This window comes from Streptococcus halitosis (genome assembly GCF_027691175.1).
GTDB classification, from domain to species: domain Bacteria; phylum Bacillota; class Bacilli; order Lactobacillales; family Streptococcaceae; genus Streptococcus; species Streptococcus halitosis_A.
In genome coordinates, this window is sequence record NZ_JAQFBD010000001.1 from 218,069 (window position 1) to 233,537 (window position 15,469).

The following is a 15,469-nucleotide window of genomic DNA, read 5'->3' on the forward strand; positions in this document are numbered from 1 at the left end:
GAGGTAAAAGTCTTGGCTAAACCAACACGTAAACGTCGTGTGAAAAAGAATATCGAATCTGGTATTGCTCATATTCACGCTACATTTAATAACACTATTGTTATGATTACTGATGTGCATGGTAATGCAATTGCTTGGTCATCAGCTGGTGCTCTTGGTTTCAAAGGTTCTCGTAAATCTACACCATTCGCTGCTCAAATGGCTTCTGAAGCTGCTGCTAAATCTGCACAAGAACACGGTCTTAAATCAGTTGAAGTTACTGTAAAAGGTCCAGGTTCTGGTCGTGAGTCAGCTATTCGTGCGCTTGCTGCCGCTGGTCTTGAAGTAACAGCAATTCGTGATGTGACTCCAGTGCCACACAATGGTGCTCGTCCTCCAAAACGTCGCCGTGTATAATCATCGCATTACACTGCTTTTCGTTTAAGAGGGAGTAACTAAATGATTGAGTTTGAAAAACCAAATATAACAAAAATTGATGAAAATAAAGATTATGGCAAGTTTGTAATCGAACCACTTGAACGTGGCTACGGTACAACTCTTGGTAACTCTCTTCGTCGTGTACTACTAGCTTCTCTACCAGGGGCAGCTGTGACATCTATCAACATTGATGGTGTGTTACATGAGTTTGACACAGTTCCAGGTGTTCGTGAAGACGTGATGCAAATCATTCTGAACATTAAAGGGATTGCAGTGAAATCATACGTTGAAGACGAAAAAATCATTGAGCTTGACGTTGAAGGCCCTGCTGAAATTACAGCTGGAGATATTTTGACTGACAGTGATATTGAGATTGTAAATCCAGATCATTATCTCTTTACAATCGGTGAAGGTTCTTCTCTAAAGGCGACAATGACTGTTAACAGTGGTCGTGGATATGTGCCTGCTGATGAAAACAAAAAAGATAATGCGCCAGTTGGAACACTTGCTGTAGATTCTATTTATACACCAGTTACAAAAGTCAACTATCAAGTTGAACCTGCTCGTGTAGGTAGTAACGATGGTTTTGACAAATTAACCCTTGAAATCTTGACAAATGGAACAATTATTCCAGAAGATGCTTTAGGGCTTTCAGCACGTATCTTGACAGAACATCTTGATTTGTTTACAAATCTTACAGAGATTGCTAAATCTGCAGAAGTGATGAAAGAAGCTGATACTGAATCGGATGACCGTATTTTGGATCGTACGATTGAGGAACTGGACTTGTCTGTGCGTTCATATAACTGTTTGAAACGTGCCGGTATCAATACGGTGCATGATTTGACAGAAAAATCTGAAGCAGAGATGATGAAAGTACGAAATCTTGGACGCAAGAGTTTGGAAGAAGTGAAACTCAAACTCATTGACTTGGGTCTTGGATTAAAAGATAAATAAAGGAGGAATACATGGCTTACCGTAAACTAGGACGCACTAGCTCACAACGTAAAGCAATGCTTCGCGATTTGACAACTGACCTTTTGATCAACGAATCAATCGTGACAACTGAAGCTCGTGCTAAAGAAATCCGTAAAACTGTTGAAAAAATGATTACTCTAGGTAAACGTGGTGATTTGCATGCACGTCGTCAAGCAGCTGCTTTCGTACGTAATGAAATCGCATCTGAAAACTATGATGAAGCAACTGATAAGTACACTTCTACTACAGCACTTCAAAAATTGTTCTCAGAAATCGCACCTCGTTATGCTGAACGTAACGGTGGATACACTCGTATCCTTAAAACTGAACCACGTCGTGGTGATGCTGCGCCAATGGCGATCATCGAATTAGTATAAAATCATCAATTTTGTTGAGTGTTATGATGATGGAGTCTTGTGCTCTTAGTCTAGCTCTGGTCTACCGCTGGGACTTCGGTCCTAGCGGGAACACTCATCATCATTTGATAGGGTAGACGCTTGTTTACGAAATTGTTTTTTTCTTAAGAACAACTTCGTAAGCAGGCGTTTTTAGTATTTTCTATGGAAATATGCTATACTAGATAAAAAGAAAATCAAAAACGTTCAGGTTTTTTAATAATCGTAGAGATGGGGTATAAGGATGAAGGCTATTATTACAGTGGTTGGCAAGGACAAGGCTGGGATTGTTGCAGGTGTATCTACTAAGATTGCAGAGTTGGGTTTGAATATTGACGATATCTCTCAAACAGTACTGGATGAATATTTTACCATGATGGCGGTCGTTTCTAGTGACGAAAAGCAGGATTTCACCACTTTACGAAATGAGTTTGAAAACTTTGGGCAAACCTTGAATGTTAAAATCAATATTCAAAGTGCAGCGATTTTTGATGCTATGTACAATATCTAGGAGGTTATCATGGATATTAGACAAGTTACGGAAACCATTGCCATGATCGAAGAGCAGAACTTCGATATCAGAACCATCACCATGGGGATTTCCCTTTTGGACTGTATTGATCCAGATATCAATCGTGCTGCTGAAAAGATTTACCAAAAAATCACCACTAAAGCTGCAAATCTAGTGGCTGTAGGAGATGAAATTGCTGCAGAACTTGGGATTCCTATTGTTAATAAACGGGTATCGGTGACTCCGATTTCTTTAATTGGTGCTGCGACTGATGCGACAGACTATCTTGTTTTGGCAAAGGCACTTGACAAGGCTGCCAAAGAGATTGGTGTTGACTTTATCGGTGGATTCTCAGCTTTGGTACAAAAAGGCTACCAAAAAGGAGATGAAATTCTCATCAATTCTATCCCACGCGCTCTAGCTGAGACAGACAAGGTTTGTTCGTCTGTTAACATTGGCTCAACTAAGTCAGGTATCAACATGACTGCGGTCGCTGATATGGGCCGTATCATCAAGGAAACAGCTGCGCTATCAGATATGGGTGCGGCCAAGTTGGTCGTATTTGCTAATGCTGTTGAGGACAATCCTTTTATGGCAGGGGCTTTCCATGGTGTTGGCGAAGCAGATGTTATCATCAATGTCGGAGTTTCGGGTCCTGGTGTGGTCAAGCGCGCCTTGGAAAAGGTTCGTGGACAGAGCTTTGATGTAGTAGCCGAGACGGTCAAGAAAACGGCCTTTAAGATTACTCGTATCGGTCAATTAGTTGGTCAGATGGCCAGCGAGAGACTGGGTGTTGACTTTGGAATTGTCGACCTAAGCTTGGCGCCAACTCCTGCGGTTGGTGACTCTGTGGCTCGTGTCCTTGAGGAAATGGGATTAGAAACAGTTGGTACGCATGGGACGACGGCTGCCCTCGCTCTTTTGAATGACCAAGTTAAGAAGGGCGGAGTGATGGCTTGTAACCAAGTCGGTGGCTTGTCAGGTGCTTTTATCCCCGTTTCTGAAGATGAGGGGATGATTGCTGCGGTGCAAAATGGATCTCTGAATTTAGAGAAACTAGAGGCCATGACGGCTATCTGTTCTGTCGGGCTGGATATGATTGCCATTCCGGAAGATACGCCTGCTGAGACCATTGCGGCTATGATTGCGGATGAGGCGGCAATTGGTGTTATTAACATGAAAACAACGGCTGTCCGTATTATTCCAAAGGGAAAAGAAGGCGATATGATTGAGTTTGGTGGCTTGCTAGGGACAGCTCCAGTTATGAAGGTTAACGGGGCTTCGTCTGTTGATTTCATCTCTCGCGGTGGCCAAATTCCTGCGCCAATTCATAGTTTTAAAAATTAATAAAAAGAGAGAAGATTTAAGTTGAGTTTAAGGATGACTGTGTATACTATAATCATTAAATAAAGACCTTCTAACTTTATTTAATAGAAATCCTAAACTTTTTCATAATAATCTCCTAGGGAAGCTACCATGAGGGTAGCTTTTCTTTTGGGTAATTTACAAATGTTGGCTTTGCTTTTGAAAGCCGAATATTTCTTTGTTCCATGATATAATAGAAGAAAATGGAGGATAGAAAATGTCTAAAGTAAGATTGTACTTGGTCCGTCATGGGAAAACGATGTTTAACACGATTGGACGTGCACAAGGATGGAGTGATACGCCTCTGACCGCAGAAGGTGAGTTGGGAATCCATGAACTGGGAATTGGCTTGAGAGAGTCTGGTTTACAATTTGACCGCGCTTATTCCAGTGATTCAGGGCGCACCATTCAAACTATGGGAATTATCCTAGAAGAACTTGGCTTGCAGGGAAAAATCCCTTACCGCATGGACAAGCGAATCCGTGAGTGGTGTTTTGGTAGTTTTGATGGAGCCTATGATGGGGACCTCTTTATGGGATTGATTCCGAGAATTTTCAATGTGGACCATGTTCACCAATTGTCTTATGCTGAACTGGCTGAGGGTTTGGTAGAGGTTGATACAGCTGGCTGGGCTGAAGGTTGGGAAAAACTCAGTGGTCGAATCAAGGAAGGCTTTGAAGCTATTGCTAAAGAAATGGAAGAACAAGGTGGGGGTAATGCCCTCGTTGTGAGCCATGGAATGACGATTGGTACCATTGTTTATCTGATCATTGGTATGCATCCGCATGGTCTCGATAATGGTAGCGTGACGATTCTTGAATATGAGGACGGTCAGTTTAGCGTTGAGGTTGTTGGTGACCGTAGCTATCGAGAGCTCGGACGTGAGAAGATGTTAGAGACAAATAGTTAATAGAAGTTAGCTCCGATTAGGAGCTAATTTTGAGTTAAAGGATATGATTTAAATCAATAGTTCCGAAAAAGTAAAAATTTTTTGGGGGATGTGATGTTATGAAAGGAAGGCTAGAATTATTTTGGAGCAATAATACTCTAAAGTCCAACATAGTGGCATCCGATATAAACAGAGTGAAATCAAACTAAAAAGATTGAATCTTGCATAACGCAAAACTCAATCCTTCATTAAAAAAATATTTATCATGTTTAGCAATCAGTCAAACCTAGTTGAAAGATATGTTATATTTGAATGAAATTACCAAATATAAGGGAAAATTTGATAGCGAACCTTTTGACAGTATGTTTCATATGCTTTTCCAAAATGATTGTATAAGGCTTTTTCTTCTACTTTTAATCGAATACTGTAACCAACTACCAATAGAATGAGACAAATAATAATTGTGAGAGGATTTAATGAAACAATTGACAAGCCAAGTATGGATACGATGCTACCAGTATAGGCAGGATTTCTTACTATAGAGTAGGGACCTGCTTCTACCAACTGCTGACTATCTGTTGTTTGAACTGCAAGTGTAAAATTCTTCCCAAGATAATTAACTGCATAGATACGTAATACAAAGCCGGCTAGAGAAAGGAGAATTCCAATATAGATCAAAAAATGTGGCAATTGAGCTATAGAAGGTAGAAGTTGTTCATTCATTAATAGAAGACAACAAACAACACTACCAATAATGATGTAACGACTTCCTTTGTCTTCAGAGTTATTTTCATTGTTTGATTTTGTTTTCCTTTTAATCCACGTTTCTGTAATGATGAAAATGAGAATGAACCCATATGCAAAAATAGTTTGTAAATCCATGATTATTTCCTCCAGCTAGCATTATACAACTTTCAATTTTGGTGGTCAATTAAAAGGAAATAGTTAGAGTATGTTTTGTAATAGGTATCAATGGAAACTTCATGATTTCATCTGTAAAAATCTCTTGAAAATGGTATAATAGTAACATCACAAAATTGGAGAGAGACCATGAGTTTTTACAATCATAAAGAAATTGAACCTAAGTGGCAGGGCTACTGGGCAGAACATCATACATTTAAGACAGGAACAGATGCCTCAAAACCGAAGTTTTATGCGCTTGACATGTTCCCTTACCCGTCTGGAGCAGGTCTGCACGTAGGACACCCAGAAGGCTACACAGCGACTGATATCCTTAGCCGTTACAAACGTGCCCAAGGTTACAATGTCCTTCACCCAATGGGTTGGGATGCCTTTGGTTTGCCTGCAGAGCAATACGCTATGGATACGGGGAATGACCCAGCAGAATTCACAGCGGAAAACATTGCCAACTTTAAACGTCAAATCAATGCGCTTGGCTTCTCTTATGACTGGGATCGTGAGGTTAACACAACAGATCCAAACTACTATAAGTGGACGCAATGGATTTTCACTAAGCTTTACGAAAAAGGCTTGGCCTATGAAGCCGAAGTGCCTGTAAACTGGGTTGAAGAGTTGGGAACAGCTATCGCAAACGAAGAAGTCCTTCCTGACGGAACGTCTGAGCGTGGAGGCTATCCCGTTGTCCGCAAACCGATGCGTCAATGGATGCTTAAAATCACGGCCTATGCAGAGCGATTGCTTAATGACTTGGATGAGTTGGATTGGCCAGAATCTATCAAGGATATGCAACGCAACTGGATTGGTAAATCAACTGGTGCCAATGTCACCTTTAAAGTGAAAGGGACTGACAAGGAATTTACCGTCTTTACCACTCGTCCGGATACGCTTTTCGGTGCGACTTTCACTGTCTTGGCTCCTGAGCATGACTTGGTTGACGCTATCACAAGTCCAGAGCAAGCTGAGGCAGTAGCTGACTACAAACACCAAGCTAGTCTCAAGTCTGACTTGGCTCGTACCGACCTTGCTAAGGAAAAAACTGGTGTTTGGACTGGTGCTTATGCTATCAACCCTGTCAATGGTAAGGAAATCCCAATCTGGATTGCCGACTATGTTCTTGCTAGCTATGGTACAGGTGCGGTAATGGCTGTTCCTGCCCACGACCAACGTGACTGGGAATTTGCCAAACAATTTGACCTTCCAATCGTAGAGGTACTTGAAGGTGGAAATGTAGCAGAAGCTGCCTATACTGAAGATGTTCTTCATATCAATTCAGACTTCCTAGATGGCCTTAACAAAGAAGACGCTATTGCTAAAATTGTGGCTTGGTTGGAAGAGAAAGGTTGTGGACAAGAGAAGGTTACCTACCGTCTCCGCGACTGGCTCTTTAGCCGTCAACGTTACTGGGGTGAGCCAATTCCAATCATTCATTGGGAAGATGGGACTTCAACAGCTGTTCCAGAAAGTGAATTACCACTTGTCTTGCCAGTAACCAAGGACATCCGCCCTTCAGGTACTGGTGAAAGCCCGTTGGCTAACTTGACTGACTGGTTGGAAGTGACGCGTGAAGATGGCGTTAAAGGTCGTCGTGAAACCAACACCATGCCACAATGGGCTGGTTCAAGCTGGTACTACCTCCGCTATATTGACCCACATAACACAGAAAAATTGGCAGATGAGGATCTTCTCAAACAATGGTTGCCAGTAGATATCTATGTGGGTGGTGCAGAGCATGCTGTACTTCACTTGCTCTATGCTCGTTTCTGGCACAAATTCCTCTATGACCTCGGTGTTGTTCCGACTAAGGAACCATTCCAAAAACTCTTTAATCAAGGGATGATTTTGGGAACAAGCTACCGTGACCACCGTGGAGCTCTTGTGGCGACTGACAAGGTTGAAAAACGTGACGGTTCTTTCTTCCATGTGGAAACAGGAGAAGAGTTGGAGCAAGCACCAGCTAAGATGTCTAAATCGCTCAAGAACGTTGTTAACCCAGACGATGTGGTGGAACAATATGGTGCTGATACCCTTCGTGTTTATGAAATGTTCATGGGGCCACTCGATGCTTCCATCGCTTGGTCTGAAGAAGGCTTGGAAGGAAGCCGTAAATTCCTTGACCGTGTTTACCGTTTGATTACAAGTAAAGAAATCGCTGCGGAAAATAATGGTGCTCTTGACAAGGTTTATAACGAAACCGTTAAATCTGTCACAGAGCAAATCGAGTCCATGAAATTCAACACAGCAATTGCCCAACTTATGGTCTTTGTCAACGCTGCTAATAAGGAAGACAAACTCTATGTGGACTACGCCAAAGGCTTTATCCAATTGATTGCCCCATTTGCACCTCATTTGGCAGAAGAACTCTGGCAAACAGTTGCAGCAACAGGTGAGTCCATCTCTTATGTGGCTTGGCCAGTATGGGACGAAAGCAAATTGGTTGAAGACGAAATTGAAATCGTCGTCCAAATTAAAGGAAAAGTTCGTGCCAAACTCATGGTCGCTAAAGACCTATCACGCGAAGAATTGCAAGAAATTGCTCTAGCGGATGAAAAAGTCAAAGCAGAAATTGACGGTAAGGAAATCGTGAAGGTGATTGCGGTACCTAACAAACTCGTTAATATCGTTATTAAATAAGAAATGAATCCTTCAGAGTAGAATCTGGAGGATTTTTAAATTGGATTATGCAATAATAGTCCCAACTAAGATAAAAACACAGTTCTGGTTGGTAGTCCAGACGTAGGCAAGCCTATCAGTAACCCTCCTCCTTGGTTGTCCATTCTTAGGGATAGATTTAAGGAGGTGCTGTCGTGGAAATCGTTTCAATTGGCTTGACAGTTTATTTTGAAGATGGATTTTGGCATGGATTGTTTGAACAAGAGTATGAGGGAACTTATCAAGTTTGTCGTGTGACATTTGGTCAGGAACCAAAAGAGGATGAAATTTTGGGACTTATACAGACTCAGTTTGTTCGGTTATCTTTTAGTCCAGAGGCAACAGTCAAACAGCATGTGAAGATTAAGAATCCGAAGCGTCTGCAGCGGGCTGTAAAGAAACAGGTGAAGCAGAAAGTTTCTTCTAAGTCACAAGAGCTTTTACAGTTGCAGTACGAGGAACGAAAAAAGCATTCAAAACAACAGTCCAGTCTCCAAAAGCAATTGCTCAAGCAAGAGAAATTTGAACGCAAACAGCAAAAACGTAGAGAGAAGCACAAGGGGCACTAGTAGCTTTCTCTTTCATAAAATAGAACAGCTCTTCTTGGATAACAAGAGCTGTTTTTGCTTGTATTGAAGATTTCTTTCCTAATAGATAGACTTATCGTTAATGGCAGTTTCAAATTCAGGACCATACTTGCTTACTTCAAATTTAATCCTGCCCCATTCAGCATTTTCATTTTACTAGAAGGGAGTGTGTGCTATGATTTCTGATTCATTTTTTATTGTTTGGTTTAGCGAGAACAATACTATTGACTCTTGGATTTTTCTGCCGGATGCTATAAAACACCTCTTTTATAGCACATGTTTAAAAATATAATGTGTGGTTGTAAGTGTTTTTCAACATCCTCTAGTGATTCGATAGGAGAAAAACGGTTGCAGCCTGCTCTACTTTAATTTAACCCCCATTATTTTACCACTTGGCCTTTCATTTTAACTGCTTATCTCAAAAGTCGATTTTTCTTTCATTCTTTTTGTTAAACTAGTGTGGTTAAGAGGAGGAAAAAATATGATTTTACAAGCTAAACATTTGACTAAACGGTACGGCAATCATATGGCTGTCGATGATATTCAGTTAGAGTTTGAAAAAGGAAGTTTCAATGCTATTTTGGGACCCAATGGTGCAGGGAAATCAACCACCATTTCCATGTTAATCGGTTTGAAAAAGCCGACACAAGGTCAGATTCGATATGCGCCAAATACGAAAATCGGAGTTGTTTTTCAAGCTAGTGTACTGGATGAGATGTTGACGGTTAGGGAAAATCTCACGATTCGTGCTCAACAGTATAAGGAGATTGCAGCAAGTCGTGTGGATGATTTGATCCATCAACTGGGTTTGACTGCTTTCCAGAAACAACTATATGGGACTTTGTCAGGTGGGCAAAAACGTCGGGTTGATATTGCGCGTGCTCTTCTTTCGCGACCAGATATTCTTTTCTTGGATGAACCAACGACAGGTCTTGATATTCAAACTCGCAAATCCATCTGGGATCTACTGTATCGACTACAAAAGGATGAAGGGATGACTATTATCTTAACGACTCATTATCTGGATGAAGCGGATGAAGCGGATCGAATCTATATCGTTGATCATGGGAAAGTGATTGCGCAAGGTTCTGCGACTGCTATTAAAAGCCAGTATGCATCTAATATCCTAAAAATTCGTTTTAAGGAAATGAAGGATCTAGAAAAATTGCTACAGACTGGAATGACAGTTGAGGAAGAAAATGAGATGGAATATCTTTTTTATCCAAGGACGTCACAGGAGGCCATTGAATATTTGGCAAAAGTTCGAGAAGAAATTGATTCTTTTGAGTTTCGTCCGGGTACTATGGATGATGCCTTTATTGCACTTACAGGAAGAGAGGTTCGCTAATGCTAGCTTTATTGAAACGGAATTTTATCTTATATTTTCGTAATCGTTCGGGAGTATTTTTCTCATTATTGGGGGCATTGATTTCCTTCCTCCTTTATATCATTTTTTTGCAGAAGAACTTGACGGATGCTTGGTCTCAACTCCCTGATAATACGAACCTTTTAAACAACTGGCTGATGGGTGGAACCTTGGCTGTGACTGGGATGACAACCAGTTTTACGGCTCTTACACAAATGGTACAGGATCGTGAAAATCAAGTAGATCAAGATCTTTTCTTGACAGATTTAGGTAGCTGGGGCTTACAGGCGTCCTATCTAATCAGCAGTATTATCATTTCTTTTGTCATGCAGGTGTTTATGTTTGCTGTTATGAGCCTTTATTTTAAAGAAAGTCCAGTTATCAGTCATTTACCGGAAATCGCTTTGATTATGTTATTAAGCAGTCTGATTTCAAGTTTGGTAAATGTTCTCTTGATTTACCGTTTTCAATCTGTAGATAGCCTTGGTAAACTGGCAACGATAGTGGGAACTGCTTCTGGATTTTTAGTAGGAACTTATATCCCTATTGGAGTATTACCTGATTCTGCACAGCTTTTCATGAAATGTACCCCTGCAACTTATATTGCTTCTCTTTATCGACAAGTCTTAATGAAAGAGCGATTAGAGACCGCATTTTCAGGAAATAACAGTCTGTTACAGGAATTTCAAGAAAAAATGGGAATCCAAATCAACTGGCAAGAACTATTGACAAAGGAAGAAACATACTTTATAGTGGTTATTATCAGTCTCGTCGCTATTCTTCTTTGGATGTTATTTGTTAAAGTGTTTAGCAAGAGAAAATAAAGATGTATTGGAGAGAAAATGAAGATTCGTTTTGAAATGAAGACAGAGTTTTCAGAAAAAGACCCACACATTTTAATTCAGGCAGCTCAGTTAACCGACCAAGCAAGAGAGGTCATGGAGTATTTAGAACAATTTTCAACGACTAATCAGGTGGTCATTCCTATTCGAACGGATGATCATCTGGTTATGGTGAAAATTGAGAATCTTATTCTAGCAGATATTGATAAGAATTTGTTGACTATTTATACGGTAGACGGGATTTATAAAACTAAGGAAACATTGACAAACTTTCAGAATCGGGTTAACCGACGTAACTTTATACAGATATCACGTCATTCAATTATAAACATTGACCATCTAGAGTCATTATCGGATAGCTTTTCAGGGAACATGATGGCTAAGATGACTCGGGGTATCAAATCGAGTGTGAGTCGGAAATACGTTAAGTCCTTAATGGATTATCTAGGTTTATAGGAGAAAATCATGAAGCGATTGATTGCTTATTTTGTATCGGGAATGCGTACGGCCTCCTTTGTTTATTTGAGTTTGGTGTTATTGGCTCAGTTTTATTCAGGTATTACCTATCCCACACCAACGACAAAAAATATTCTAGCTTTGTTTTTGATGAGCGGAATTATGGGGGTATTGACCTTAATCCTTGAAAGGCTAGAGTTTCTTGCTTATAGTATGCGTGTAGGAGTTCATTTGTTAGCGACAGCTACTATTTTAGTATTAACCTACCTATTTTTTGGCTGGGGTTCAGCATTGTTGAGTCCCTTGCTTTGGTTCTTTTTCTTATTAATTTATGGACTGATATGGTTGTACCAGATCTGGCAAACTCACAAGCTCACCCAACGAATTAATCAAGCCTTAGAAGATAAAAGAAAGAAAACGGATCACTAATGTAGTGTTGAGGATGAAGTTTGGGGAGAGTGCTAGTTTCCATATAGAGCAAATTATGATATAGTATTTTCAGCGTAAAACAAGGAGAAAAACGATGCCAGTAAATGAATATGGTCAGATGATTGGTGAGCCAATGGAAGGTTATACACCAGGTGAATTGCCTTCCATTGATTTCTTAGAAGGGCGTTACGCTCGGATAGAGGCTCTTTCGGTGGAAAAGCATGCGGAGGATTTATTAGCTGTTTATGGTCCAGATACACCTCGGGAAATGTGGACCTACCTTTTTCAGGAACCAGTGGCAGATATGGAGGAACTGGTTACTATCTTAAATCAGATGTTGGCTCGTAAGGACCGTTTTTACTACGTGATTATAGATAAGGCAACTTGTAAGGCTTTGGGAACTTTTTCTCTCATGCGCATTGACCAGAATAACCGAGTAATAGAAGTGGGTGCCGTCACTTTTTCTCCAGAACTCAGGGGAACACGTATAGGGACAGAGGCTCAATATCTCCTAGCTCGCTATGTTTTTGAGGAGCTTAACTATCGTCGATATGAGTGGAAATGCGATGCTCTAAATCTGCCATCAAGACGAGCTGCGGAGCGTTTGGGCTTTGTTTATGAAGGAACCTTCCGCCAGGCAGTTGTTTATAAGGGACGTACACGTGATACGGATTGGCTGTCTATGATTGATAAGGACTGGCCTCAAGTCAAAGATCGTTTAGAAACATGGTTGGCTCCTGAAAATTTTGATAAAAATGGACGACAGTACAAGAGCTTGAGAGAACTTTAAGAGGTGTTGACATGATCACTATTAAAAAGCAAGAAATTGTCAAGTTAGAGGATGTTTTGCATCTCTATCAGGCTGTCGGTTGGACAAATTATACCCATCAACCTCAGATGCTGGAGAAGGCCTTGTCTCACTCATTAGCGATTTATCTGGCACTTGATGGAGATGCTGTGGTGGGTTTGGTCCGTTTGGTTGGAGATGGTTTCTCATCGATTTTTGTCCAGGATTTGATCGTTTTGCCTAGCTATCAACGCCAAGGGATTGGTAGCGACTTAATGAAAGAGGCTTTAGGTGATTACAAAGATGCCTATCAAGTCCAACTAGTGACCGATCAGACAGAAAAAACCTTGGGATTCTATCGTTCTCTGGGATTTGAAACCTTATCTACTTATGATTGTACAGGAATGATTTGGGTGGATCGAAAAAGATAAAAAAATTATTTTTTATTAAGTAAAGTTTAAGTCTCCTTGTGTATCATATAGTTATTAAATAAAGACCTCCTAATACTCTTCGAAAATCTCATCAACCTTCGTTAGAGTCGACTTAGCTAACTATAGTTATGCTTGCGTCTATCTACCTAGTCTGATTTCGATTTTCATTGAGTACCCTTTATTTAATGAAATCCCAAACTTTTCTTTTTCATCATAATCTCCTAGAGAAGTCACCCAATCAGGTGGCTTTTTTATGACTTGGGGAGGAAAAATCCATTTGAAAAAAATTTTTTAAAAAATGATAAATCAGAGAAAAAGTTAAGTTAGCTTTAAGATTCATCTTGTATCATATAATCATTAAATAAAGACCTCCTAACTTTATTTAATGAAATCCTAAACTTTTCTTTTTCATAATAATCTCCCTTAACTCCACCCAATCAGGTGGAGTTTTTTTGCTTTATTTCAGGCTTTTAGGGAGTTTCCTAAACATCGTTTTCCGATAAATTTCGGTAGTTTTTGGAATTTGGTCGGGGAATTTTCGGGGACTTTTTTAGCGAATATGACTAAGAAATAGGTCTGTTGTCGCTTCAGCAAGTTCGTCCTCAACTTGATTGTAACGGTCGGTCATATAGACTTTTGTATGCCCTAGCGCCTGGCTCAATTGTTCAAGCGGAACTCCTGCAATGATACTTTGAGTCGTGAAAAAATGACGCATCATGTGAGGTGTTACATGCAGTCCTGTTGCTTCATTCACTAGATTGAAGTTTCTATTTAGCTGGTTTGGATTGATGAGACCACCTTTTTCATTCAGGGTGATATAATCTTTTTGTTGCTCCTTGATAATCCCTAACTTTCGCTTAATCTTAGAAGCTTCAGCTATCAGATAATAGATAAGGTCTGTTCCGATATCATCAAGGCAAACGTAGCGCTCTGAATCCTTCGTTTTAAGCCCTCCTTTCCCTTTCAAGGTCTGGTTACTCCGACTATCTCTAAGATGCAGTATAGCCCGTCCATTGTCGTTCTGAGCGACATCCATCGGGCGCAATCCAAAGACTTCTCCTCTTCTCAATCCAAAAATGGTCAGATAGGTTAGAGCGTAGAATTGTTTTGGCATAATCTCTTCTGCCTTTGCTATCCAAGTCTTGAACTCTTTGAGAGTCACTTTCTTGTTAGCAGCAGGAATATCACTCTGGCCAATGAAGACACCTTTCAAGCGATTTGAGAGCAGATTTCCATTTTTTACGGCATCGTTTAGCAATGCCATGAAGCTGGAATTGAGGGTTTGAACAGTGTATCTTGTATGGTTCTGCAACTTGTCAGCGATAAAGAGTTCATACTCATTTCTATCCAGGTTTTTAAGCAGAACAGAACCAAACTTTGGTTTAATATGGTTTTTATAGAGGTTGTCATTGAGGTAGTAGGAAGTGTCATTCCATCGCCCTGTTGACAATCTCTTTTCAGAATAGATATCCCAATACTGATCGAGTGTTAGATTCGTATTGATGCCTAATTCCTGATCGTGGATTTGTTGCTCAAGCTCTGCCAAGGCTGTACGAGCTTGAGGGAGAGTTGTGAAACCACTTTTACTTTTTTCTCTTTTTTTACCTCGGAAGAAAAAAGAACGTCTGACATAGTAACGTTTGCCTTTAGCGGTTTCATAGTAATAGATATTTGGGTATTTTGTTTTATTATATTTCATTGTATTCTCCTTGTTTATCGGCTTCTGGACAAGGTCTAAACATTGAGAATATTGACATCACCCCTTTCATGGTGTAAAATAGGGTATAGAAAAGAGGCCTCTTTAATGGCTGATTTTTTATAAGGGTGAGCTTCACAATCAAACTTTGGCGAGGGCGATTGTGAGGCTTTTTTGTTATTTCTTGACTTTATCTTTTAAAGCTTTCTCTAATAGAGGGTGAGCTTTTTCTATTTTATTTCAGTATTTTCATTTCTCCTTTGTACTCTTGAGATATTTGAGTTTTATCAGAGTCTGAGGTATAAACAAGCAGTTGAGGTGTATCTTTTTCTAAATCAACATTGTAGCCTTTTTCTTGAGCCCACTTTTCAAAGATGGTATTTTTAGCTTTCAAAAATTCATTTGAAATATAGATTTTACGACTAGAGTTTTCATTTTTCCAGCTTTCTCCAATTCGCACTGAAATATATTTATCGTCGCCTCCAGGAACAAAATCAACCTTTTCCCCTTTGTCAATAATTTCAGCGTTGTCTTTAAAGTATAACGCGAAATCTTCGCCTAACTCTTTAGTCATTTTAAATTTCTGTTTAACTGCTGCTGATGATGTTTTTTCAGTTTTGGTTGTAGTATTTTTAGATGGGTTCTTTAAAATACTATTTGTCACACCAATAGCCAAGAAAGCTATCAGCACCCAAAACCACACTCTTTTATAAACTGGCTTAGAATTTTTTCTTTTGTTCATGTTTCTTC

Annotated in this window: 17 protein-coding genes; 14 read left to right on the top strand and 3 right to left on the bottom strand. The window is 40.0% G+C overall.

Annotated features, from left to right (window positions below; all coding sequences use genetic code 11):
- Positions 1–12: 12 nt before the first annotated feature.
- The 6 genes from rpsK to PG086_RS01110 all read left to right on the top strand — a co-directional run bounded on the left by rpsK (position 13) and on the right by PG086_RS01110 (position 4,576).
- Entirely contained in the window at positions 13–396 is a 384-nt protein-coding gene (gene rpsK / locus PG086_RS01085) for a 30S ribosomal protein S11 (protein WP_001118385.1), read from the top strand.
- A gap of 42 nt (positions 397–438) precedes the next feature.
- Positions 439–1,374 (top strand): DNA-directed RNA polymerase subunit alpha, encoded by a 936-nt coding sequence (locus tag PG086_RS01090; RefSeq protein ID WP_000568983.1) that lies wholly within the window; start codon positions 439–441, stop codon positions 1,372–1,374.
- A gap of 11 nt (positions 1,375–1,385) precedes the next feature.
- Positions 1,386–1,772 carry a 50S ribosomal protein L17 gene (gene rplQ, locus PG086_RS01095; protein WP_000331493.1) on the top strand — a complete coding sequence of 129 codons (387 nt, stop codon included), beginning with the start codon at positions 1,386–1,388 and terminating at the stop codon, positions 1,770–1,772.
- 262 nt (positions 1,773–2,034) lie between these two features.
- Positions 2,035–2,301, top strand: coding sequence for an ACT domain-containing protein (locus PG086_RS01100; protein ID WP_009729700.1), 267 nt, complete (start codon positions 2,035–2,037; stop codon positions 2,299–2,301).
- Between the two features lie 9 nt (positions 2,302–2,310).
- A complete protein-coding gene (locus tag PG086_RS01105) occupies positions 2,311–3,648 on the top strand; it encodes a PFL family protein (protein ID WP_084932105.1) in 1,338 nt (445 codons plus the stop codon).
- A gap of 235 nt (positions 3,649–3,883) precedes the next feature.
- Positions 3,884–4,576: a histidine phosphatase family protein gene (locus tag PG086_RS01110; protein WP_270747316.1), complete on the top strand. Its 693-nt coding sequence runs from the start codon at positions 3,884–3,886 to the stop codon at positions 4,574–4,576.
- 297 nt (positions 4,577–4,873) lie between these two features.
- Here the strand turns inward: PG086_RS01110 and PG086_RS01115 are convergent, their stop codons facing one another.
- A complete protein-coding gene (locus tag PG086_RS01115; protein WP_033585852.1) occupies positions 4,874–5,437 on the bottom strand; it encodes a methyltransferase family protein in 564 nt (187 codons plus the stop codon).
- Positions 5,438–5,605: 168 nt separating this feature from the next.
- On the opposite strand from PG086_RS01115, the gene leuS reads away from it, so the two are divergent.
- The 8 genes from leuS (at position 5,606) to PG086_RS01155 (ending at position 13,023) form a co-directional block, all read left to right on the top strand.
- On the top strand, positions 5,606–8,107 hold the full coding sequence (leuS, locus tag PG086_RS01120) for a leucine--tRNA ligase (RefSeq protein WP_270747319.1): 2,502 nt from the start codon (positions 5,606–5,608) through the stop codon (positions 8,105–8,107).
- 173 nt (positions 8,108–8,280) lie between these two features.
- Entirely contained in the window at positions 8,281–8,694 is a 414-nt protein-coding gene (locus PG086_RS01125; protein ID WP_270747320.1) for a YjdF family protein, read from the top strand.
- 499 nt (positions 8,695–9,193) lie between these two features.
- Positions 9,194–10,060, top strand: a complete 867-nt coding sequence (locus tag PG086_RS01130) for an ABC transporter ATP-binding protein (protein ID WP_000602879.1) — start codon at positions 9,194–9,196, stop codon at positions 10,058–10,060.
- Positions 10,060–10,902, top strand: coding sequence for an ABC transporter permease (locus PG086_RS01135; RefSeq protein WP_038805835.1), 843 nt, complete (start codon positions 10,060–10,062; stop codon positions 10,900–10,902). The genes PG086_RS01130 and PG086_RS01135 overlap by 1 nt, the downstream gene beginning before the upstream one ends.
- An 18-nt stretch (positions 10,903–10,920) precedes the next feature.
- On the top strand, positions 10,921–11,376 hold the full coding sequence (locus PG086_RS01140; protein ID WP_270747322.1) for a LytTR family DNA-binding domain-containing protein: 456 nt from the start codon (positions 10,921–10,923) through the stop codon (positions 11,374–11,376).
- A 9-nt stretch (positions 11,377–11,385) separates the two neighbouring features.
- Entirely contained in the window at positions 11,386–11,805 is a 420-nt protein-coding gene (locus PG086_RS01145) for a DUF3021 domain-containing protein (protein ID WP_270747323.1), read from the top strand.
- A 94-nt stretch (positions 11,806–11,899) separates the two neighbouring features.
- On the top strand, positions 11,900–12,595 hold the full coding sequence (locus PG086_RS01150; RefSeq protein WP_270747325.1) for a GNAT family N-acetyltransferase: 696 nt from the start codon (positions 11,900–11,902) through the stop codon (positions 12,593–12,595).
- Between the two features lie 11 nt (positions 12,596–12,606).
- Positions 12,607–13,023, top strand: a complete 417-nt coding sequence (locus PG086_RS01155; protein ID WP_000628400.1) for a GNAT family N-acetyltransferase — start codon at positions 12,607–12,609, stop codon at positions 13,021–13,023.
- A gap of 550 nt (positions 13,024–13,573) precedes the next feature.
- Here PG086_RS01155 and PG086_RS01160 read toward each other — a convergent pair.
- Positions 13,574–14,722: a tyrosine-type recombinase/integrase gene (locus tag PG086_RS01160; RefSeq protein WP_270747327.1), complete on the bottom strand. Its 1,149-nt coding sequence runs from the start codon at positions 14,720–14,722 to the stop codon at positions 13,574–13,576.
- Positions 14,723–14,954: 232 nt separating this feature from the next.
- On the bottom strand, positions 14,955–15,461 hold the full coding sequence (locus PG086_RS01165) for a hypothetical protein (protein WP_270747328.1): 507 nt from the start codon (positions 15,459–15,461) through the stop codon (positions 14,955–14,957).
- Between the last annotated feature and the right edge of the window lie 8 nt (positions 15,462–15,469).

Bases quoted from the DNA above. Each gene is read 5' to 3' on its own strand.
- PG086_RS01135 (WP_038805835.1), top strand. From the start codon at position 10,060: ATGCTAGCTTTATTGAAACGGAATTTTATCTTATATTTTCGTAATCGT.
- PG086_RS01115 (WP_033585852.1), bottom strand. From the start codon at position 5,437: ATGGATTTACAAACTATTTTTGCATATGGGTTCATTCTCATTTTCATC.
- PG086_RS01110 (WP_270747316.1), top strand. From the start codon at position 3,884: ATGTCTAAAGTAAGATTGTACTTGGTCCGTCATGGGAAAACGATGTTT.
- PG086_RS01105 (WP_084932105.1), top strand. From the start codon at position 2,311: ATGGATATTAGACAAGTTACGGAAACCATTGCCATGATCGAAGAGCAG.
- PG086_RS01150 (WP_270747325.1), top strand. From the start codon at position 11,900: ATGCCAGTAAATGAATATGGTCAGATGATTGGTGAGCCAATGGAAGGT.
- PG086_RS01140 (WP_270747322.1), top strand. From the start codon at position 10,921: ATGAAGATTCGTTTTGAAATGAAGACAGAGTTTTCAGAAAAAGACCCA.
- PG086_RS01160 (WP_270747327.1), bottom strand. From the start codon at position 14,722: ATGAAATATAATAAAACAAAATACCCAAATATCTATTACTATGAAACC.
- PG086_RS01165 (WP_270747328.1), bottom strand. From the start codon at position 15,461: ATGAACAAAAGAAAAAATTCTAAGCCAGTTTATAAAAGAGTGTGGTTT.
- leuS (WP_270747319.1), top strand. From the start codon at position 5,606: ATGAGTTTTTACAATCATAAAGAAATTGAACCTAAGTGGCAGGGCTAC.
- PG086_RS01130 (WP_000602879.1), top strand. From the start codon at position 9,194: ATGATTTTACAAGCTAAACATTTGACTAAACGGTACGGCAATCATATG.
- PG086_RS01100 (WP_009729700.1), top strand. From the start codon at position 2,035: ATGAAGGCTATTATTACAGTGGTTGGCAAGGACAAGGCTGGGATTGTT.
- rplQ (WP_000331493.1), top strand. From the start codon at position 1,386: ATGGCTTACCGTAAACTAGGACGCACTAGCTCACAACGTAAAGCAATG.
- PG086_RS01145 (WP_270747323.1), top strand. From the start codon at position 11,386: ATGAAGCGATTGATTGCTTATTTTGTATCGGGAATGCGTACGGCCTCC.
- PG086_RS01090 (WP_000568983.1), top strand. From the start codon at position 439: ATGATTGAGTTTGAAAAACCAAATATAACAAAAATTGATGAAAATAAA.
- PG086_RS01155 (WP_000628400.1), top strand. From the start codon at position 12,607: ATGATCACTATTAAAAAGCAAGAAATTGTCAAGTTAGAGGATGTTTTG.